Here is a 19,176-nt window from a genome sequence, read left to right as displayed (position 1 = left end):
GTCGCTCCTTCAGCCGCGGGTGTTGTGCCGTGAGCGGTCGTTGGTGTGGTTCTGCGACCAGTCGACGCGGTTGTTGCCGGCACCGTCGCTGGTCCAGTCCCTGCCCACCCGGTCCCGGCTGTGGTCGCGCCCGGAGTCGCGTCCCGTGCGCGTCTGGTCGTGGCTGCGGGTGCCGCCGGTGCGCGTGTGCGTGCCACCGCTGGTGTTGGTGTGCGTGCCGTCCCGCTTGCCCAGGCCGGTGTCGTCGTCATCGTCGTCGGCCACGAGCACGACGTCCGGGGTGTCGTCGTCGCGCTTGAGCCCCTGGTCGTCGCTGCCCGCAGTCGCGGCGCCGATCGGGAACGCGAGGAGTCCGGTGGTCACGAGTCCGGCGACGCCCAGCGTGCCGACGCGGAGAGTGGTGAGCTTCATGGTGGGTCCTTCTCTCGAGGGGTAGTTCGGTCGAAAGGACCCTCGTCGGCAGTGGTGAGCGGTCCGTGAGCCACGCATGAGAGCACTCTCACCGCAGCACCCCACCCGTTCAGAGGTGCTTCAGGGCCTCGCGCCGACTCAGCCCGGACAGCCGGTCACCGAGGCGCGCGACCTCGGCGCGCACCCAGTCAGGGTCCGTGCGGGCGTAGTCCCGAAGAGCCCAGCCGATCGCCTTGCGCAGCCAGAACGACCGGTCCTCCAGGTTGTGCTCGATCGTGTCGCGCAGCAGCACGACGTCGGTCTCCGCCTTCGCTCCCAGCTGGGAGAGGACCGCCGTACGCCGCAGCCACAGGTGGTCGTCGGTCATCCAGGCCCGCAGCACGGGAGTCACCTCCTGGCGGTGAGCGCGCAGCGTGGGCGCCACCAGGTGCGCGGCGATCTCGTCGACGAGGTCCCACCACGCGCCGGTGACGACGAGGTGGCGCCACAGGTCCAGCGATCCGGGGTCCAGCCACTCGCGCGCCAGCCGGTGCCTGGCCACGGCCAGCGCCGCGTACCTCTCCTCGCGGTAGCCCGCCTCGTCCCACAGCGTGCGCACGGTCGCGGCCCACTCCTCGCGCGACGCCGGCCGGTAGAGCGCCAGCAGCGGCCGCAGGACCTTCCGCAGCTCGGGCGCGCCGATGCCCCGGTAGCGCATCTCGCTCTTCATGTACGCCTGCTGAGCGCGCGCCCGCTCGGCGTCACCGGCCGCGGCCAGCGCGGCCCGCACGCTCTCGACGAGGTCGCGGTCCCCAGGCATGGCTCCATTCCACACCGTGACGCGCGGGGGCGGGCGCGCGAAGGACGCCGGGGTGGGAAGGTGGCGAGGCGCCACCCCGCTCCTCAGACCCGTGACACATTCTCGGCGCTGGTCTCGTCGTAGGGGTGAGAGAGACCGACACCCAGAGGACGTCGTCCTCACCGGCGCAGGAGGACATGTGCAGCGCACCGATCGGGACGACTTCGAGCAGTTCGCTCGGGCTCGCTCCCACGAGCTGCTCCGCGCCGGATGGCTGCTGACGGGCGATCGACACCGCGGTGAGGATCTGGCCCAGGAGACGCTGGCCCGCGTCTTCTCGAAGTGGTCGCGGGTGAGGGCCGCCGACAACCCGGCTGCCTACGCCCGCACGATCCTGACCCGGATCTACCTCGACTCCGTACGGCGCCGCAGCTCCACCGAGGTGCCGCTCGCCGACCCGCCGCAGGTCCAGACGGCCACGCCTGACAGTGACCTTCGGCAGGTGCTGGTGGCGGCGTTGCGCGAGCTGACCCCCGTGGATCGTGCGGTGGTCGTGCACCGGTACCTGCTCGACGCCGATGTCGCCACCGTGGCCCGCGATCTCTCGCTCAGCGAGAACGCGGTCCGCACCAGGTCCTCACGCTCTCTCGCCCGGATCCGGGAGCATCTCGGAGCCGACTTCATCGATCTGACCGAGAACAGCCGTTGAAAGGCGACGACATGACCCCCGACCAGCCCCAGCAGGACGACCAGCTGATCCGCCTGATGGAGCGCGCCATGCTCCCCGTGACCGCGAGCGAGGAGCTCGTCGCCGGTGGCCTGACCCGCGGCCGGCGCCTCACCCGTCGCCGGCGCACGGCTCAGGCGGCCGGGATCGGCGCCGCGGCGCTGGCGGCGGTCGCAGCCCTGGCGGCGCCGTCCTTCCTCGGTGACCGGGACGATCAGCCCCCGTCGGCGGCGAGCGTCCCCGACGACGGCGCCTCGGGCCCCGCGGACGGCCAGACGCAGGAGCCGACGTCGGCACCCTCGGCTGACCAGCTCCCGCCCCACCTGCAGCGGGCGCAGCAGCTGCTGCTCGAGGCTCTCCCGGACGACATCCCGAGCCCGGGCTACTCCCTCGCCGGTGTCGAGTACGACCCCGACGGGCGCGGTCTCGGCGAGATTCGACAGTGGGTCACGATCGACGACTCCGGGATCGTCGGCGGACAGGCCGCCAGGTGTGACCGGGTCGCCGCCTCGCCGGCACCCGACGACTGTGTCGCGACCGAGGCCGGCTGGGTCTTCACCGGCCCGTCGCTGCCCGACGTCTCCGGCAAGCACCCGGATCTGGCCGGGATGCAGGCGATCTACATCCTGCGCGACGGCAAGATCGTCCACCTCATCGCCTACAACGCGCTGGAGGCCGCACTGGGCGGCGAGCCAACCCGTACCGACCCGGTGCTCGACGCCGACGAGCTGGTCGAGCTGGTCACCAAGACCGACTGGTTCGACTGAGTCACGACCGCGAGGTGCTGGTGGTCCTGAGTGGTCTGAAAGAGTGCTGGCGATCTCTTTCTCGCGGCAACAGTCGAACGACTGCTCTACGTTCGACGGCGCTGTTACGACGTCGGCCCGGCGCGGTTACCGATGGTCGTCCTCATCCTGGTCCTCGTCCGCGGCGTCGCCCTCGGTCGTCTCCACCTTGGTGTTGCTCGCGGCGAGCCCTGCACCGATCGCGACGCCGGCGCCGATGCCGATGGCGAGGTACGACACGTTGTCGAGCGCGAGCCAGAGCGCGACGCCGATCGCGGCGCCGATGCCCATGCCGGTGGCGATCCCGGACTCCATGCCCTTCGACTTCATGCCCTTCACCGTACGACAGCAGCCGACCCGCGCCCGCTCCGCCCGGGTCGCCGCCGGGGTCTACGGGCGCCGGAAGATGACCGTGGTTGGTGGTTCCACTAAGCGACTTCTGGTGGGCGCAGAGGGGATCGAACCCCCGACCACCTCGTTGTAAGCGAGGGGCTCTACCGCTGAGCTATACGCCCGTGCTCGAAGCGGGAGCAGACTACGTGACTCCCCAGCGGCATGCGAAGAGGGCCCGAAATGAGTTGAACCGCTGGCGTCTCGGGTCACCAGCGGTTCAACAAGGAAGAGACTAGAGGCAGCCGGTTCGGGCCGTCATCAGAACGCCGGAAATCGCGACCAGCGGTCTAGACGGCTGCGGCCAGCTGCCTGAGGTGCTCGTCGAGGTCGCGCCCCTCGGGCATCGCGTTGTGGGTGGCCCAGCGCACCGTGCCGTCCTTGCCGACGACGTACGACGAGCGGAGCGGAGCGCCGGTCGTCTCGTCGAAGACGCCGTAGGCGCGGGCCACCTCCCCATGGGGCCAGAAGTCGCTGAGCAGGGGGAAGTTCAGCCCGTCCTGGTCGGCGAACGCCCGCAGGGAGAACATCGGGTCGCACGAGATCGCCAGCACCTCGGTGTCGAAGGTGAGGAACTCCGCGAGCCGGTCGCGGATCCCGACCATCTCGCCGGTGCACACCCCGGAGAACGCGTAGGGGTAGAAGAGGATCGCCACCGCCTTGCTCCCCCGGTACGACGACAGCGTCACGTCCTGCCCGAACTGGTCGCGCAGCGTGAAGTCCGGTGCCGGTCCCCCGCACTGGATGCCGCTCATGAGTCCCTCTCGTCCTTCGCCAGCTCACGCTTGAGCACCTTGCCGGTGGAGTTGCGCGGCAGCTCGTCGAGCACGACGATCTCGCGGGGCACCTTGTAGCGCGCGAGGTTCTGCTTCACCCATTCCTTGAGGTCGTCCTCGCCGACCTCGGCGTCCACCACCACGAACGCCTTGAGCCGCTTGCCGTAGTCGTCATCGTCCACGCCGACCGCCGCCGCGTCGGTCACGTGCTCGTGGCGCATGAGGCAGTCCTCGACCTCCTTGGGGAACACGTTCTCCCCCCCGGAGACGATCATCTCGTCGTCACGCCCCTCGACGTACAGGCGCCCGTCCTCGCCGATGCGGCCGACGTCGCCCGAGGACATCAGACCGTCGACCATGTCCTTGTGGCCCCCGCCGGTGTAGCCCTCGAAGAGCAGGTTGTTGCCCACGAAGATCCGTCCCGACTCCCCCGCCGGCAGCTCATGGCCCTCGGCGTCGAGGATCCGCACCACCGTCGCGTACGGCGGTCGCCCCGCGGAGGACGGGGCCTCGCGCAGGTCCTGCGGCGTCGCGATCGAGGCGTAGGCCACCTCGGTTGAGCCGTAGATGTTGTAGAGGTTGTCGCCGAAGTGGTCCATCCAGCTCAGAGCCAGGTCGCCGGGCAGCGCCGAGCCGGAGGCCGCGACCACCTTCACCCGCGACAGGTCGTAGGAGGCCAGCGTGTCCTCGGGCAGCGCCAGGATCCGCTGCAGCATCACCGGGATCACCACGATCGAGTCGCAGCGCTCCGACTCGGCCGCCTCGAGCGCACCCTCCGGGTCGAACTTGCGCCGCAGCACCACCGTCGAGCCCAGCAGCATGGCCAGGGCCAGGTGCGCGAAGCCCCAGGTGTGGAACAGCGGCGCGGCGATGTGGGTGCGCCACCCCGCGCGCAGCGGCATCCGGGAGAGCAGCGAGACCGCCGCGTCGATGCCGGCCTCGTTGCGCGGGGCCCCCTTCGGCGTACCGGTGGTGCCGGAGGTCAGGATCACGATCCGGCAGTGCCGCTGCGGCGCGCCGAGGTCGTCGGTCGACTCCGAACCGATCAGCGCCTCGACGGTGGGCACGTCGAGCTCGTCCTCGCTGTCGGCCCAGGCGACCACCCGTCGCTCGGTGTCTGCCGCGGCGAGCATCTCGGTGAACTCCTCGTCGTGCACCACCACGGTGGGCTGCTCGCGCTCGAGCACGTCGACGAGCTGAGGACCGGCGAACGAGGTGTTGAGGTAGAGCAGGTCGGCGCCCAGCTTGGCGACGGCGATGCTCACATCGACGAAGTACCGGTGGTTGCGGCACATCACCGCGACCGAGTCGCCCTCGCCCACGCCCTGCGCCTGCAGCGCCCGGGCGAGCGCGTTGGAGCGCGTGTGCAGCTCGCCGAAGGTGAGCTCTCCCAGCTCGTCGACCAGCCCCACCCGGTCCGGCATCCGCAGAGCGAGGGTCGCGAAGCCCCCGGCGGGACCGGTGCCCCACGTCATGACCGTCCTCAGCAGCCCGGCGAGGACACGCGGCGAGTACGGCCGGATGATCCCGGAGCCGGCCAGCACCCTGGCACTGACCCCGAGTGAGGACGCCCGGAGGGCAAGCTTCTGGAGCACGCTCGCAGGGTACGACGGCTCGGCCGCCCGTGGGGCGCGGGGCCCGCTCAGGCCGGCGTCTTCGGCGCGACGAGGCGCGTCGCGGCCCAGTCCTTGCTGACCGCGGCCGTGGTCGTCTGCGAGAGCCCCGCGATGGGGGCCGCCTCGGCGACCGTGGCCGCGTCGACCGCGTTGGGCCGACCGATCTTGGGGGTGAGCAGCCAGATGGCGCCGCCACCGACGAGGTCGGTCAGCGAGTCGACCAGCCCGTCGACGAGGTCGCCGTCCTCGCTGCGCCACCAGAGGATGACCGCGTCGACGACATTGCCGTAGTCGGCGTCGACCATGTCGGCGTCGATGGCGTCCTCGATGGCGACGCGGAGTTCGTCGTCGGTGTCGTTGTCCCAGCCGAGCTCCTGGATGACCATGCCCGGCTTGAAGCCCAGCCTCTCGGCGGGGCCCGTGGCAGATCCTGTCTGGGTGGACCCGCCACCCGCGGTCGAGCTCACTGGTTCCTCCAGTCATCGAACGGTTGGGCCCACCAGGCGGCGGACCAGTGGGAGTAGTCCACCGGAGTTGGCGCAAGGGCGCAACCTCTGGCGTGCCGGTCGACCGTCTCATGGGACGCCTCGTGGCACTACCGGTGGGTAAATTTCGCCCTGTGATGCGGCGTGCCAGGATGGACGCGTGACCGAAGAAACACCCTCCCCTTCAGGCACCCGCCCCGGCAGCACGCCCTCCGTGATCCACGAGGGGCTGCCGACCCAGCTGCCCGACATCGACCCCGACGAGACCTCCGACTGGCTGGCGTCCTTCGACGACCTCGTCTCGGAGCGCGGCCGCGCGCGCGCCCGCTACATCATGCTGCGCCTGCTCGAGCGAGCCCGCGAGAGCAACGTCGGCGTGCCGGCGCTGCGCAGCACCGACTACATCAACACCATCCCGCCCGAGCGCGAGCCGTGGTTCCCCGGCGACCTCGAGGTGGAGCGCCGGATCCGCGCTTTCCTGCGCTGGAACGCCGCGATCATGGTGTCGAGCGCCAACCGGAAGGGCCTGGAGGTCGGCGGCCACATCGCGACGTACCAGTCCTCGGCGAGCCTCTACGAGGTCGGCTTCAACCACTTCTTCCGCGGCAAGGACCACGAGGGCGGCGGCGACCAGGTCTACATCCAGGGTCACGGGTCCCCGGGCGTCTACGCCCGCGCGTTCCTCGAGGGCCGCCTGAGCGAGGAGCAGCTCTACCGCTTCCGCCAGGAGGTCCAGCACGGCCAGGGCAAGGGCCTGCCGTCCTACCCGCACCCGCGCCTGATGCCGGACTTCTGGGAGTTCCCCACGGTCTCCATGGGCCTGACCGGCATCAACTCGATCTACCAGGCACGGTTCAACCGCTACCTCGCCAACCGCGGCATCAAGGACACCAGCCAGCAGCACGTGTGGGCGTTCCTCGGCGACGGCGAGATGGCCGAGCCCGAGTCGCTCGGCGCGATCCGCGTCGCCGCGCGCGAGGAGCTCGACAACCTCACCTGGGTCATCAACTGCAACCTGCAGCAGCTCGACGGTCCGGTGACCGGCAACGGCAAGATCATCCAGGAGCTCGAGGCCAACTTCCGCGGCGCCGGCTGGAACGTCATCAAGGTCGTCTGGGGCCAGGAGTGGGACCCCCTGCTCGCTCGCGACGTCGACGGCGTGCTCGTCAACAAGATGAACACCACCCCCGACGGCGACTTCCAGACCTACGCTGTGGAGGACGGCGCCTACGTCCGGGAGCACTTCTTCGGTGGCGATCCGCGGCTGCGCAAGCTGGTCGAGCACATGAGCGACCAGCAGATCCACAAGCTCCCGCGCGGCGGCCACGACTACCGCAAGGTCTACGCCGCCTTCGACGCGGCCACCAAGCACGTCGGGCAGCCGACGGTGATCCTGGCCCAGACCATCAAGGGCTGGACGATCGACGCCCTCGAGGGCAAGAACGCCACCCACCAGATGAAGAAGCTGACGCCGGACGACCTCAAGAAGTTCCGCGACCGCCTCTATCTGCCGATCTCCGACCGCGACCTCGAGCGTGCCTACGAGGAGACCGGCGCCGCGCCGTTCTTCCACCCGGGCAAGGATGCCCCCGAGATCGAGTACATGATGGAGCGTCGCCAGGCCCTCGGCGGCTCCTTGCCCCGGCGGGTCAAGCGCGCCAAGGACCTCAAGCTGCCCGGCGACAAGACCTACGCCGAGCTCAAGCAGGGCGGGGGCAAGCACCCGGTCGCCACCACGATGGCCACCGTCCGGCTCCTCAAGGACTGGATGAAGGACCCGGAGATCGGCAAGCGCATCGTGCCGATCGCCCCGGACGAGTACCGCACGTTCGGCATGGACGCGATGTTCCCGTCCGCGAAGGTCTACAACCCCGGCGGTCAGCAGTACGACTCGGTCGACCGGAACATGTTGCTTTCCTACAAGGAGTCGCAGCAGGGCCAGATGCTCCACGAGGGCATCTCGGAGGCCGGCGCCATGGCCTCCGCGACCGCCGCCGGGTCGGCGTACGCCACCCACGGCGAGCACATGATCCCGTTCTACATCTTCTACTCGATGTTCGGCTTCCAGCGCACCGGCGACTCGATCTGGGCCATGGCCGACCAGCTCGCGCGGGGGTTCCTGATCGGTGCCACCGCGGGCCGCACCACCCTCACCGGTGAGGGCCTGCAGCACGCCGACGGTCACTCGCCGCTGTTGGCGGCGACCAACCCCGCGGTCGTGCACTACGACCCGGGCTTCGCCTACGAAGTGGCGCACATCATGAGGTCCGGGCTCGAGCGGATGTACGGCGAGCAGGCCGAGGACGTCATCTTCTACCTCACCGTCTACAACGAGCCGGTCCCGCAGCCCGCCGAGCCGGACGACGTCGACGTCGACGGCATCCTGCGCGGCATCCACCGGATCTCCGTCGGCAAGGGCGACGGGCCGCGCGTCCAGCTGCTCGGCTCCGGCGTCGGCCTGCCGTGGATCACCCGGGCTGCCGAGCTGCTCCAGGAGGAGTGGGGCGTCCAGGCCGACACCTGGTCGGTGACGTCCTGGAACGAGCTGGCCCGCGACGCCGTCAAGGCCGAGGAGTGGAACCTCCTGCACCCCGGCGACGAGGCCCGCACGGCCTACGTCAGCGACCGCCTGGGCGACGCGATCGGCCCGGTCGTGGCGGTCTCGGACTTCATGCGGGCAGTGCCGCTGCAGATCGCCCGCTGGGTCCCGGGCGACTACCGGGTCCTGGGCGCCGACGGCTTCGGCTTCGCCGACACCCGCCCCGCCGCCCGGCGCTTCTTCCACATCGACGCCGAGTCCGTCGTCGTCCAGTCCCTCCAGGCCCTGGCCGACGCCGGCGAGATCGACCGCGACGTCGTGGTCAAGGCCTCCGAGAAGTACCGCATCGACGACCCGACCGCCGTCGCGGGCGTCAAGCAGGAGGGCGGCGACGCCTAGTCGCTCACCGTCCCACCGCTGACCCGTCAGAGACTTTCTGACGGGTCAGCGGCATTTTGCGGGCTCCGGTCAGGCGCTGGTGACGTCCGTGACCGACGCGAGCGGGGCGACGGGGCTGACCGGGCCGAGCTGCCCGTCGCGCAGCAGTCGGCGCCACTTCGAACGGCTGTAGGCCGCCGGCTGGGTGGTGCGGACGAACTCGTGCACGGTCTTGGCGAAGCGCTGCGGGTGGTCCTTGTGCGGGAAGTGGCCCGCGTTGGGGATGACCTCGAGGCGCGCCTTGGGGGCGAGCGCGGCGGCGTTGCTGGCGTGGCGTACGGGGATGACCCGGTCGTCGCGGCCCCAGACGACCGCCATCGGCATCGCGTCGGTGAGGTAGGCGCGATCGGCCATGGTCACGATCTGGCCCTCCCAGTCGACCACCGCGCGTACGACGTGGCGGATCGCGGCGCGCGCGTGCGGGTCCTTGAACGAGTCGTAGATCTCCGCGACCTCGCGCAGGTCGCGGGTGAGCTTCCAGCCCGTGCCGGAGAGCGCGCGCATCCCGGCCAGGCCGACGTGGCGCACGCCCGGCAGCGTGAGCACCCCCATGAGCTGGTGGTAGCCCGGCGTCGTGATGGCGCGGATGAGGGGCGAGACCTCCGGGCCGAGGCCGCCCGAGGCGACGAGCATCAGCCGCTCGGTGCGCTCGGGGAACTGGTAGGCGAACTGCATCGCCACTCCGCCGCCGAAGCTGTGCCCCACCACGGTGACCCGATCGATGCCCAGGACCGTCAGCAGGTCGCGCATGCCGTTGGCGTAGCCGCCGAGGCTGTAGTCGGCGCGCGGCTTGTCGGACAGGCCGTGACCCAGCAGGTCGGGCGCGATGACCGTGTAGCGCTTGGCCAGCATGTCGATGACCGGCTCCCACGTCGTGTGGTCGCAGCCCAGACCGTGCAGCAGCAGGAGCGTCGGGCCCTGGCCCACCTTCACGAACGCGCGCCGGTGGCCGTGGATCGTGAGGTACTCGACCTCGTGCATGGTTCCCCCCACCGGGCCCTCCTCGAGGACGGCCTCTCAGAATTCAATCAGAGGACATCCCCTGTCGGTAGGACGATTACCCCAATCCGAAAGGATTCATCCCTGATCCGCCGGCGTGTGGGGCGTTTCGGTCCTCCATGCCGCCCACCGGGGCCTGGCCCTAGGCTGAGCGGGTGCCCCGACGCTCCGCCAGCAACCCGCGAGCGCGGGCTGCGACGGCGCTGCGGCGCTCGACGGGCGCGCTGAGCACGGCGGCGGTGGCGCGCATGGAGGCGGACATGCCGTGGTTCCGCGAGCTGAGCGCCGAGGACCGGTCCTGGGTCGCGCTCATCATCCAGGCCGGCATCAAGGGCTTCGTCGACTGGTACCCCTCCGACGAGGCGGCGGCGAAGAGTGGCGGGACGGCCCTGGCCGCCTCCGTCTTCGGCGCGGCACCCCGCGCCCTGGCCGGGGTCATCACGCTGCAGCAGACCGTGGACCTGGTGCGACTGTCGATCGAGGTCGTCGAGAGCAATATCGACGCCGTGCTCGAGGCCGAGGACGCCCCGGACGTCCACGCCGCCGTCATGCGCTACGCCCGGGAGGTCGCGTTCGCGACGGCCGAGGTCTACGCGCGCGCAGCGGAGGCCCGCGGGGCCTGGGACGCCCGCCTGGAGGCGCTCGTGGTCGACGCCGTCCTACGCGCCGAGACCGACGAGTCCGTGCTCTCACGGGCCAGCGCGGCCGGCTGGGCCACCAACGGCCGCGTCGCCGTCGTCCTCGCCGCCATGCCCGAGCGCCGTACCGAGTCCGACCTGTTCGAGGAGGTACGCCGTGCCGCCCGGGCCGCGGGCCTCGAGGCCCTGTGCGCGGTGCAGGGCGACCGGCTGGTGGTGCTGCTCGGCGGGGTGGAGGACGAGAAGCGGGACGCCGACCTGCTCGTGGACCTGGTCGCCGCCGGCCCGATCGTGGTCGGCCCGGTGACCGAGGACCTCAGCCACGCCCACCTCTCCGCGCGGGCCGCCCTGTCGGCCTACCGGGCCGCCGCCGGCTGGCCCGAGGCCCCGCGCCCGGTGCGCAGCAGCGACCTGCTGCCCGAGCGGGTCCTCGCCGGCGACGGCCATGCGCGGCGGCACCTGATCGAGGAGGTCTACGTGCCGCTGATGCTGGCCCGCGGGACGCTCATCGAGACCCTGGCCTCCTACTTCGCCACCGGCTCCTCGTTGGAGGCGACGGCCCGGGCGCTCTTCGTGCACGCCAACACGGTGCGCTACCGGCTGCGTCAGGTGGCCGACACCACCGGCTACACGCCCGCCGTGCCGCGCGACGCGCTGACCCTGCAGATGGCGCTCGTCCTCGGGCGCCAGTCGGGCCGCGACGCCGCATCGGAGAAATTGTAGGAACCCTCCAAATTCCCGCCAACAGTTTGGTGGGTGGCGGACCCGCGTCCGAGGCCGCGACACCGGCACAGTGAACGTGTGCTCGTCATCGTCGCCCCCGGCCAAGGGGCCCAGACCCCCGGCTTCCTCGCCCCCTGGCTCGAGGACTCGGTCTTCGCCTCGCGCATCCACTGGCTCTCGGCCGTCGCGGGGCTCGACCTCGCCCACTACGGCACCGAGGCCGACGCCGAGGCCATCCGCGACACCAAGGTCGCCCAGCCGCTGCTGGTCGCCACCGGGCTGATCGCCGCCCTGGAGCTCTTCCCGCACCCGATGGACGCCTTCGAGCGTGTGGGTGCGGTCGCCGGCCACAGCGTCGGCGAGCTCGCCGCGGCCGCCGGCGCCCGCACCATCACCGCCGAGCAGGCCATGGTCCTCGTCCGCGAGCGGGGCCTCGCGATGGCCGAGGCCTCCGCGGCCACCCCCACCGGCATGACCGCCGTACTCGGCGGTGACCGTGAGGAGGTGCTCGCGGCCATCACCCGCCACGGGCTGACCCCAGCCAACGACAACGGCCCCGGCCAGATCGTCGCCGCCGGCACCATGGAGCAGCTCGCGGCCTTCGCCGAGGATCCCCCCGCCAAGGCGCGGCTCATCCCGCTCCCCGTCGCCGGTGCCTTCCACACCGAGCACATGGCCCCCGCGGTGGGCCACGTCGCCGCGCTGGCGCGCTCGGTGTCGGTGCACGACCCCCGCATCCCGGTGATCTCCAACAAGGACGGCCACGTCATTCATGACGGCGCCGAGGTGCTGCGCCGCATCGTCGGCCAGATCGCCAACCCGGTCCGCTGGGACCTGTGCCTGGACACCATGTCCGACCTCGGCGTCACCGGCATCCTCGAGATGCCCCCGGCCGGCACGCTCACCGGCATCGCGAAGCGCGCCCTCAAGGGCGTCGAGACGTTCGCGCTCAAGACCCCCGACCAGCTCGACGATGCCCGGGCGTTCTGCGACAAGCACGGCGAGGGCTCGCTCATGAACACCACGCCCACGTGGCGCATGGTCGTCTCCCCCAGCAAGGGCACCTTCCACCTCGACAGCGCGGCCGCCGAGGCCGACGTGCTCGAGGCCGGCGCCACGCTGGGCGACGTCGCCAGCACCCGCGACCGGATCGTGATCACCTCGGCGCACGGCGGGGAGATCGTCGAGTGGTTGGTCGAGGACGGCGATCTGGTGTCTCCGGGCCAGCCGCTCGTGCGCATCCACCCGGTCGGGAGCTACTGATGAGCATCCAGACCAGCACCGGATCGCCGCACGCCGCGATCCTGGGCGTCGGCGCCTACCGCCCCACCCGGGTCGTCCCCAACTCCGAGATCGTCGACGCGATCGAGTCGAGCGACGAGTGGATCCAGCAGCGCTCCGGCATCAAGGAGCGCCGCATCGCGGGCCCCGACGAGACGGTCCAGTCGATGTCGGTGGCGGCCTCCCGGGTCGCGCTGGAGCGGGCCGGCATCGACGCGCGCCAGGTCGACTGCGTCGTCGTGGCGACCGTGAGCCACATGATGCAGACCCCGGCCATCGCCACCGCGATCGCCCACGAGCTCGGCACCGAGCACGCGGCAGCCTTCGACATCTCAGCGGCCTGCGCCGGCTTCTGCCACGCCGTCGGCATGGCCAACGACTTCGTCCGCGGCGGCAGCGCCCGCCACGTGCTGGTCATCGGCGTCGAGCGGCTCTCCGACATCACCGACTTCACCGACCGCGGCACCGCGTTCATCTTCGCCGACGGCGCCGGAGCGGTCGTGATCGGGCCCAGCGCGACCCCGGGCATCGGACCGGTCGTCTGGGGCTCCCAGGGCGAGCACTTCGACCACATCCGGCAGGTCGAGGACTGGCGCGACGTGATCGCCAGCGACTCCCCGGTGATGCCGCATCTCACGATGCAGGGCAACGCCGTCTTCCGCTGGGCGGCGTTCTCCATGGCCAAGGTCGGCCAGGAGGCCCTCGATCGGGCGGGGGTAGCCCCCGAGGACCTGGACTGCTTCGTGCCCCACCAGGCCAACATGCGCATCATCGACGCGCTGGCCCGCTCCATGAAGCTCCCCGGCAGCGTCGAGATCGCCCGCGACGTCGCCGAGATGGGCAACACCTCGGCCGCCTCCGTCCCGCTCGCCCTCGAGCGGATGATCGCCGACGGCCAGGCGAAGTCGGGCGACACCGCCCTGCTCATCGCCTTCGGCGCCGGCCTGGCCTACGCGGCCCAGGTCGTCGTCGTCCCCTGACCGCACCACCCAAACCAATCACACCGAGATGAAGGAAGCCCTCATGGCAACCACTGAAGAGATCCGCTCCGACCTGGCCGAGATCGTCAACGAGGTCGCCGGCATCGACGCCGACGACGTCCAGCTGGACAAGTCCTTCACGGACGACCTCGACGTCGACTCGCTGTCCATGGTCGAGGTGGTAGTGGCCGCCGAGGAGAAGTTCGGCGTCTCGATCCCCGACGACGAGGTCAAGAACCTCAAGACCGTCGGCGACGCCGTCGCCTTCATCGAGCGCGCCCAGGCCTGAGAGAGCACATCATGAGCAACCGCATCCGAGTCGTGGTCACCGGTCTGGGCACCACCAGCCCCGTCGGCGGTGACGTCGAGAGCACGTGGGAGGCCCTCGTCGCCGGGCGTTCCGGAGTCCGTGAGCTGACCGACGAGTGGGCTGCGGAGATGCCGGTCCGGATCGCCGGCCGCGTGGCCGTCGAGCCGACCGAGGTCCTGGAGCGCGTCAAAGCGCGCCGCCTGGACCGCTCGTCCCAGCTGGCGATGGTCGCCGCCATGGAGGCCTGGCGTCACGCCGGCCTCGAGGGCTCCGTCCAGGACGGGAGCGTCGACGGCGACCGCGTCGGCGTGGCGATGGCCTCCGGCATCGGCGGCGTCAACACGCTGCTGGCCAACTACGACATCTTGAAGGAGAAGGGGCCCCGCCGGGTCTCCCCCCTCGCGGTGCCGATGCTGATGCCCAACGCCCCTGCGGCCAACATCAGCCTGTACGTCGGAGCGCGGGCGGCGGTCAACACGCCGGTCTCCGCCTGCGCCTCCGGCAACGAGGGCATCGCCCTCGCGCTGGACCAGATCCGACTCGGCCGGGCCGACATCGTCGTCGCAGGTGGCACCGAGGCCGCGATCCACCCGCTGCCGATGGCCGCCTTCGCCAACATGATGGCGTTGTCCAAGAACCCCGGGGACCCCACCACGGTCTCGCGGCCGTGGGACACCGGCCGCGACGGCTTCGTGCTCGGCGAGGGCGCCGGCGTCCTCGTGCTTGAGTCCGAGGAGCACGCCCGTGCCCGCGGCGCCACGATCTACGCCGAGGTCCTCGGGGCCGGCATCACCGCCGACTCCCACGACATCGCCCAGCCGGACCCCGAGGGGCGCGGCGGCTCGCGGGCGATCCTGCGCGCGCTGGCCGAGGCCGAGATCTCCCCCAGCGATATCTTCCACGTCAACGCGCACGCGACGTCGACGCCGCTGGGCGACATCGCCGAGGGCCTGATGCTGCACGCCACGCTCGGCGACCACGTCGACAACGTCGTCGTCACCAGCACCAAGTCGATGACCGGACACCTGCTCGGCGGCGCCGGCGCGCTGGAGTCGATCGCGACGGTGCTCGCGCTGCACCACCGCGTCGTACCTCCGACCATCAACCTGGACGACCTCGACCCCCAGGTGGAGCTCGACATCGCCACCAAGCCGCGCGACCTGCCGGTGGGCGACATCGCCGCGCTGAACAACTCCTTCGGCTTCGGCGGCGCCAACGTGGCCGTGGCCTTCGGCAGCGCCTGATGAGCGCCCCCACGGCCGAGCGGGTCCCGAAGCCGGCCAAGCTCCCCCGCGACCAGGATCCCCGCAACCCGGTCACCCGCCTGAGGGCGTTGATGGACGAGGGCACCCTCGAGCTGATCACCCCCGACGACGACTCGGGCATGGTCGCGGCCATCGGCCTGGTCGACGGCACCCGCGTGGTGGCGTTCTGCTCCGACGCGACGGTCATGGGCGGCGCTATGGGCGACGTCGGCTGCCGCGTCGTGGTGGACGCCTACCACCGGGCCATGACCGACCAGCTGCCGATCATCGGTCTGTGGCACTCCGGCGGGGCCCGTCTCGCCGAGGGCGTCCTCTCCCTGCACGCCGTGGGCCGGATCTTCCACGTGATGACGCAGGCCTCCGGCAAGATCCCGCAGATCTCGGTGGTGCTCGGCCCCGCCGCCGGGGGCGCCGCCTACGGGCCGGCGCTGACCGACGTGGTGATCCTCGGACCCGAGGGCCGGATCTTCGTGACCGGTCCCGATGTGGTCCGCTCGGTCACCGGGGAGGCCGTCGACATGCTGCGGCTCGGTGGCCCCGAGCCCCACGGGCGCCGCTCAGGAGTGGTCCACATCCTCGCCGACACCGAGCAGGACGCCCTCGACCGCGCCCGCGACGTCGCCTCGCTGCTGGGGTCCCAGGGCAGCCTGCGCGTGGAGGACGTCGAGGACCGCGACCTCGAGTCCATGCTCCCGGAGTCGAAGAAGCGCGCCTACGACGTGCACCCGCTCGTGGAGTCGGTGCTCGACGAGGGCACCGCCCAGGAGCTGCACGCACGCTGGGCGCCCAACATCGTCACCGCGCTGGGCCGCTTCGGCGGCCGCACCGTCGGCGTCGTCGCCAACAACCCCCTGCGCCTCGGCGGCTGCCTCGACTCGCTGTCGGCCGAGAAGGCCTCCCGGTTCGTCCGCATGTGCGACGCCTTCGGCGTCCCGCTGATCGTGCTCGTGGACGTCCCCGGCTACCTCCCCGGAGTCGGCCAGGAGTGGGACGGCGTCGTACGCCGCGGCGCCAAGCTGCTCCACGCCTTCGGCGAATGCGTGGTCCCCCGCGTCACCCTGGTGACCCGCAAGACCTACGGCGGCGCCTACATCGCGATGAACGCCCGCTCGCTCGGCGCCACCAAGGTGTTCGCCTGGCCGGGCGCCGAGGTCGCGGTCATGGGCGCCGTTGCGGCGGTGCGCATCCTGCACCGGCGCAAGCTGGCGGAGGTCTCCGCCGACATCCGCCCGCAGGTCGAGGCCGAGCTGGCCGCCGAGCACGAGCGCATCGCGGGTGGCGTCGAGAAGGCCGTCGAGATCGGCGTCGTTGACGAGGTCGTCACGCCTGACCGCACCCGGTCGGCGATCGCCCGCGCCATCGACGACGCGGTACAGACCCACGGCGTACTGCACGGCCAGCACGGCAACATCCCGCTCTGAGAGCCCTCGGCCGGACCGGCCGAGGGCCAGGGGTTGCTCAGACCACCTGGTGCAGCCACCGCACAGGCGCGCCGTCGCCGGCGTGCCGGAAGGTCTCCAGCTCGTCGTCCCACGGCTTGCCGAGCAAGCGGTCGATCTCGACCAGGAGCGTGGTGTCGCCGAGTGCGGCCTTGACCACCGCGGCCTTGAGCCGGTCCTCGGGGATCATGATGTCCCCGTGCAGCCCGGTCACGGCGTGGAAGACGCCGAGCTCTGGGGTGTAGGAGAAGCGGGTGCCCTCGGTGGCCGAGGTGGGCTCCTCGGTGACCTCGAAGCGCAGGTGGTTCCAGCCACGTAGGGCGGAGGCCATCTGTGCCGCCGAACCGACCGACCCGGCCCAGGACAGCTCGGCGCGGTAGGCGCCCGCCTGCGCGGGCTGGGGGGTCCAGACCATGTTCACGGCAACGCCGAGTACGCCCCCGACCGCCCACTCGATGTGGGGGCACAACGCGGAAGGCGCTGAGTGGACGTAGAGAACGCCCCTCGTCGCCGCGTGGGTGGCAGTGCGTGTGGTCACGGTGACCTCCTTCATCGTCGGCGCGAGCTACGCCTTCCCCAGCGGTCTCGCATCGATGAACGTCAGTCGTGTGACACGTGTGTAGTTATGTCTCCATTGTGGCCTATGAGCCGCCTGAGCACCAGCGGGACCGCCGACATGTCAGAGAGTTTCTGGAGGATCAACGGGGAGAGGTGCGAGTTGGAGAGTGGTCACCGGGCCTACGCTCGGCCTATGCCCACCCCGCTGCAGGTCGTCCGGCGCCCCCGCTGGGATTGGGCCGTGGCAGGCGTCGGGGCCACGGTGCTGGCGGGCATCGTCGTCTGGTACGTGAACAGCCCGGAGCCGTTGCCCACCTCGGAGCGGACGGTGACGGCCTCCACGGCCGCCGGTCGACCGGTCTACCTCGGGGTGTTCGCGCCCACGGCCGACTTCACCCGCCGGCTGAGCCTGTCCGGGGTCAAGGTGCACACGATGGCCAACACCGACGTCGACGTCGTGCCACTGCTCTGTCAGGGAGGTGGCTTCGGCGTCACCAGCGAGCCGCAGACGTTCTGCGAGGACCTGGTGGACCCGGAGGGACGCTCGTTCGGCGCCGGGGACTCGATCGTGCTGAAGGTCACCGGCGACGAGTCCGCCCTCGCCGTCATCGACCGCGTGAAGCTCGGCTACCGCGACGGCCTGCAGTGGGCCACCCACGAGGCCGGGGCCGACGCCGTGGTGCGCATCGTGGCCCCCGCCTCCTGACCCGGGCAGACAGGATCAGACGCCGAGCCTCTTCTCGAGGGCCTCGGCGCGCTCCGCCGCGTCGGTCATCTCCTCGGAGTCCACCGCGTGCGTGCGGTGGAACCACGTCAGGGCGTCGGTCTCGCGGCCCGCGGCCTCGAGGGTGTCGGCGTAGGCGTAGCGCAGGCGGGTCACCCAGGGCGCCCGGCTCTTCGAGGTCAGCGGCGCGAGCTCCAGGGTGCGCAGCGCGGCATCGAGCTGACCCATGTCGCGACGAGCGCCGGCCTCCACGATCGTCATCTCCGCCTTGGCCTCCGGCGCGAAGTTGGCCACCGAAGGGCTCTTGGCGAGCTTGAGCGCCTGCTCCGGGTTGCCGAGCGCGCGGTGGCAGTCGGCCATGATGGGCAGGTAGGCCGTGGCACCGTTCATGCGCTTGGCCGCGCGCAGCTCGGCCAAGGCCTCGGCGTAGCGACCGGCAGCGTAGGCGGCCTCGCCGGCCGCCTCACGCACGACCGCGAGCCGAGGCGCGCGGGCTCGGGCTGCCAGTGTGTGCTGGTAGGCGGTCTCGGGGTCCTCGTCGATGACCCGACCCGCAGCGACCATGTGCCGCGCGATCCGGTTGGCCAGCTTCTCGGGCAGGCCCTTGAGCTGGGCACCGATGGCGCGGTCCAGCTCGTCACCGGTGATCTCGGCAGGCAGGTCGGGTCCGTCGTAGAGCGACTGCTCCTGCGTACGCGGCGTCTGGTCGTCCTTGGGACGCTTGAAGTCGCCCGACCGCGCGGGCCGGCCCTGACCGGAGCCTTGCCGCCCGCCGGCGGGCTTGCCCCCGGTACGCCGGTCCCCCGCGCCGCGGCCCCCGGATCCGGGCTTGCCGGACGCGGGCTTGCCGGACGCGGGCTTGCCCGACGCGGGCTTGCCCGACGCGGGCTTGCCGCCCCGGCCGGTGGTGGGGCGAGCGCCCCCGGTGCTGCGAGCGGGCCGTTGGCCTCGACGATCCTCAGCCACGATGTCATCCCTTCGGCTGCGGCCGTACGGCCGCGAAGTGTGCGAAATAGCGTAGAGGCCACCATAACGGTGGCCTCTACGAGGTGTTTGTCCGGCGGCGTCCTACTCTCCCACAGCCTCTCGGGTGCAGTACCATTGGCGCTGTCAGGCTTAACTTCCGGGTTCGGGATGGGACCGGGTGTTTCCCTGACGCTATGGCCGCCGTAACTCTATGACCCCATGTCCCGGTCTGGTCCCCGCCTGTGTGGGGGGCCACCGGGTGGGGTGGTCTTGTAGTGGACGCGTGCATACGTTAAGTAGCAGGTGGTTGTGGTTTTGGTTGAGGGTTTGTGGGGCAAGCCCTCGGCC

The 19,176-nt window shown here is 71.2% G+C and carries 19 protein-coding genes, 1 tRNA gene and 1 rRNA gene; 10 read left to right on the top strand and 11 right to left on the bottom strand.

What is annotated here, in order from left to right:
* Positions 1-9 precede the first annotated feature (9 nt).
* Complete coding sequence (locus LRP67_RS15250; RefSeq protein WP_231271018.1) at positions 10-411, bottom strand: hypothetical protein; 402 nt, start codon at positions 409-411, stop codon at positions 10-12.
* Positions 412-520: 109 nt separating this feature from the next.
* Positions 521-1,210: a DNA alkylation repair protein gene (locus LRP67_RS15245; RefSeq protein WP_231271017.1), complete on the bottom strand. Its 690-nt coding sequence runs from the start codon at positions 1,208-1,210 to the stop codon at positions 521-523.
* Between the two features lie 178 nt (positions 1,211-1,388).
* Between LRP67_RS15245 and LRP67_RS15240 the strand changes: the two genes are divergently transcribed.
* Together LRP67_RS15240 and LRP67_RS15235 are read left to right on the top strand one after the other, a co-directional pair.
* Positions 1,389-1,898: a SigE family RNA polymerase sigma factor gene (locus tag LRP67_RS15240; RefSeq protein ID WP_231271016.1), complete on the top strand. Its 510-nt coding sequence runs from the start codon at positions 1,389-1,391 to the stop codon at positions 1,896-1,898.
* 11 nt (positions 1,899-1,909) lie between these two features.
* Positions 1,910-2,683: a hypothetical protein gene (locus LRP67_RS15235; RefSeq protein WP_231271015.1), complete on the top strand. Its 774-nt coding sequence runs from the start codon at positions 1,910-1,912 to the stop codon at positions 2,681-2,683.
* Positions 2,684-2,809: 126 nt separating this feature from the next.
* On the opposite strand, the gene LRP67_RS15230 is transcribed toward LRP67_RS15235, so the two are convergent.
* The 5 genes from LRP67_RS15230 to LRP67_RS15210 form a co-directional block, all read right to left on the bottom strand.
* On the bottom strand, positions 2,810-3,031 hold the full coding sequence (locus tag LRP67_RS15230; protein ID WP_231271014.1) for a hypothetical protein: 222 nt from the start codon (positions 3,029-3,031) through the stop codon (positions 2,810-2,812).
* A gap of 110 nt (positions 3,032-3,141) precedes the next feature.
* Positions 3,142-3,216, bottom strand: a tRNA-Val gene (locus LRP67_RS15225).
* Positions 3,217-3,381: 165 nt separating this feature from the next.
* Positions 3,382-3,846, bottom strand: a complete 465-nt coding sequence (locus tag LRP67_RS15220) for a peroxiredoxin (protein ID WP_231271013.1) — start codon at positions 3,844-3,846, stop codon at positions 3,382-3,384.
* Positions 3,843-5,462: an AMP-binding protein gene (locus tag LRP67_RS15215; protein WP_231271012.1), complete on the bottom strand. Its 1,620-nt coding sequence runs from the start codon at positions 5,460-5,462 to the stop codon at positions 3,843-3,845. Before LRP67_RS15215 ends, LRP67_RS15220 begins: the two co-directional genes overlap by 4 nt.
* 47 nt (positions 5,463-5,509) lie before the next feature.
* Positions 5,510-5,950 carry a DUF3052 domain-containing protein gene (locus tag LRP67_RS15210; protein ID WP_308189765.1) on the bottom strand — a complete coding sequence of 147 codons (441 nt, stop codon included), beginning with the start codon at positions 5,948-5,950 and terminating at the stop codon, positions 5,510-5,512.
* Between the two features lie 232 nt (positions 5,951-6,182).
* Between LRP67_RS15210 and aceE the strand changes: the two genes are divergently transcribed.
* Positions 6,183-8,906: a pyruvate dehydrogenase (acetyl-transferring), homodimeric type gene (gene aceE, locus LRP67_RS15205; RefSeq protein WP_231271254.1), complete on the top strand. Its 2,724-nt coding sequence runs from the start codon at positions 6,183-6,185 to the stop codon at positions 8,904-8,906.
* 69 nt (positions 8,907-8,975) lie between these two features.
* On the opposite strand, the gene LRP67_RS15200 is transcribed toward aceE, so the two are convergent.
* The gene (locus LRP67_RS15200) at positions 8,976-9,938 is read right to left on the bottom strand and encodes an alpha/beta fold hydrolase (protein ID WP_231271011.1); all 963 of its coding nucleotides are present in this window, start codon (positions 9,936-9,938) and stop codon (positions 8,976-8,978) included.
* Positions 9,939-10,099: 161 nt separating this feature from the next.
* On the opposite strand from LRP67_RS15200, the gene LRP67_RS15195 reads away from it, so the two are divergent.
* The 6 genes from LRP67_RS15195 to LRP67_RS15170 all read left to right on the top strand — a co-directional run bounded on the left by LRP67_RS15195 (position 10,100) and on the right by LRP67_RS15170 (position 16,562).
* Complete coding sequence (locus LRP67_RS15195) at positions 10,100-11,305, top strand: CdaR family transcriptional regulator (RefSeq protein WP_231271010.1); 1,206 nt, start codon at positions 10,100-10,102, stop codon at positions 11,303-11,305.
* 78 nt (positions 11,306-11,383) lie between these two features.
* On the top strand, positions 11,384-12,568 hold the full coding sequence (locus LRP67_RS15190; protein WP_231271009.1) for an acyltransferase domain-containing protein: 1,185 nt from the start codon (positions 11,384-11,386) through the stop codon (positions 12,566-12,568).
* The gene (locus LRP67_RS15185; protein ID WP_374107426.1) at positions 12,565-13,566 is read left to right on the top strand and encodes a beta-ketoacyl-ACP synthase III; all 1,002 of its coding nucleotides are present in this window, start codon (positions 12,565-12,567) and stop codon (positions 13,564-13,566) included. The genes LRP67_RS15190 and LRP67_RS15185 overlap by 4 nt, the downstream gene beginning before the upstream one ends.
* Before the next feature lie 43 nt (positions 13,567-13,609).
* Positions 13,610-13,855, top strand: coding sequence for an acyl carrier protein (locus LRP67_RS15180; RefSeq protein ID WP_231244965.1), 246 nt, complete (start codon positions 13,610-13,612; stop codon positions 13,853-13,855).
* An 11-nt stretch (positions 13,856-13,866) separates the two neighbouring features.
* The gene (gene fabF, locus LRP67_RS15175) at positions 13,867-15,120 is read left to right on the top strand and encodes a beta-ketoacyl-ACP synthase II (RefSeq protein WP_231271007.1); all 1,254 of its coding nucleotides are present in this window, start codon (positions 13,867-13,869) and stop codon (positions 15,118-15,120) included.
* Positions 15,120-16,562: an acyl-CoA carboxylase subunit beta gene (locus LRP67_RS15170; protein WP_231271006.1), complete on the top strand. Its 1,443-nt coding sequence runs from the start codon at positions 15,120-15,122 to the stop codon at positions 16,560-16,562. The genes fabF and LRP67_RS15170 overlap by 1 nt, the downstream gene beginning before the upstream one ends.
* Before the next feature lie 37 nt (positions 16,563-16,599).
* Here the strand turns inward: LRP67_RS15170 and LRP67_RS15165 are convergent, their stop codons facing one another.
* Positions 16,600-17,133 carry a DUF3145 domain-containing protein gene (locus LRP67_RS15165; protein ID WP_231244961.1) on the bottom strand — a complete coding sequence of 178 codons (534 nt, stop codon included), beginning with the start codon at positions 17,131-17,133 and terminating at the stop codon, positions 16,600-16,602.
* A gap of 198 nt (positions 17,134-17,331) precedes the next feature.
* On the opposite strand from LRP67_RS15165, the gene LRP67_RS15160 reads away from it, so the two are divergent.
* Complete coding sequence (locus LRP67_RS15160) at positions 17,332-17,844, top strand: hypothetical protein (RefSeq protein WP_231271005.1); 513 nt, start codon at positions 17,332-17,334, stop codon at positions 17,842-17,844.
* A 15-nt stretch (positions 17,845-17,859) separates the two neighbouring features.
* Here LRP67_RS15160 and LRP67_RS15155 read toward each other — a convergent pair whose 3' ends face one another.
* Positions 17,860-18,828 (bottom strand): tetratricopeptide repeat protein, encoded by a 969-nt coding sequence (locus LRP67_RS15155; protein ID WP_231271260.1) that lies wholly within the window; start codon positions 18,826-18,828, stop codon positions 17,860-17,862.
* Between the two features lie 89 nt (positions 18,829-18,917).
* Positions 18,918-19,034 (bottom strand): 5S ribosomal RNA (rrf, locus tag LRP67_RS15150).
* Positions 19,035-19,176: the final 142 nt, after the last annotated feature.

The sequence above is a fragment of the Nocardioides sp. cx-169 genome, assembly GCF_021083605.1.
Classification (GTDB): Bacteria; Actinomycetota; Actinomycetes; order Propionibacteriales; family Nocardioidaceae; genus Nocardioides.
Note: the sequence above shows the minus strand (reverse complement) of the source record. Positions and strands in the feature narration are given on the sequence as shown.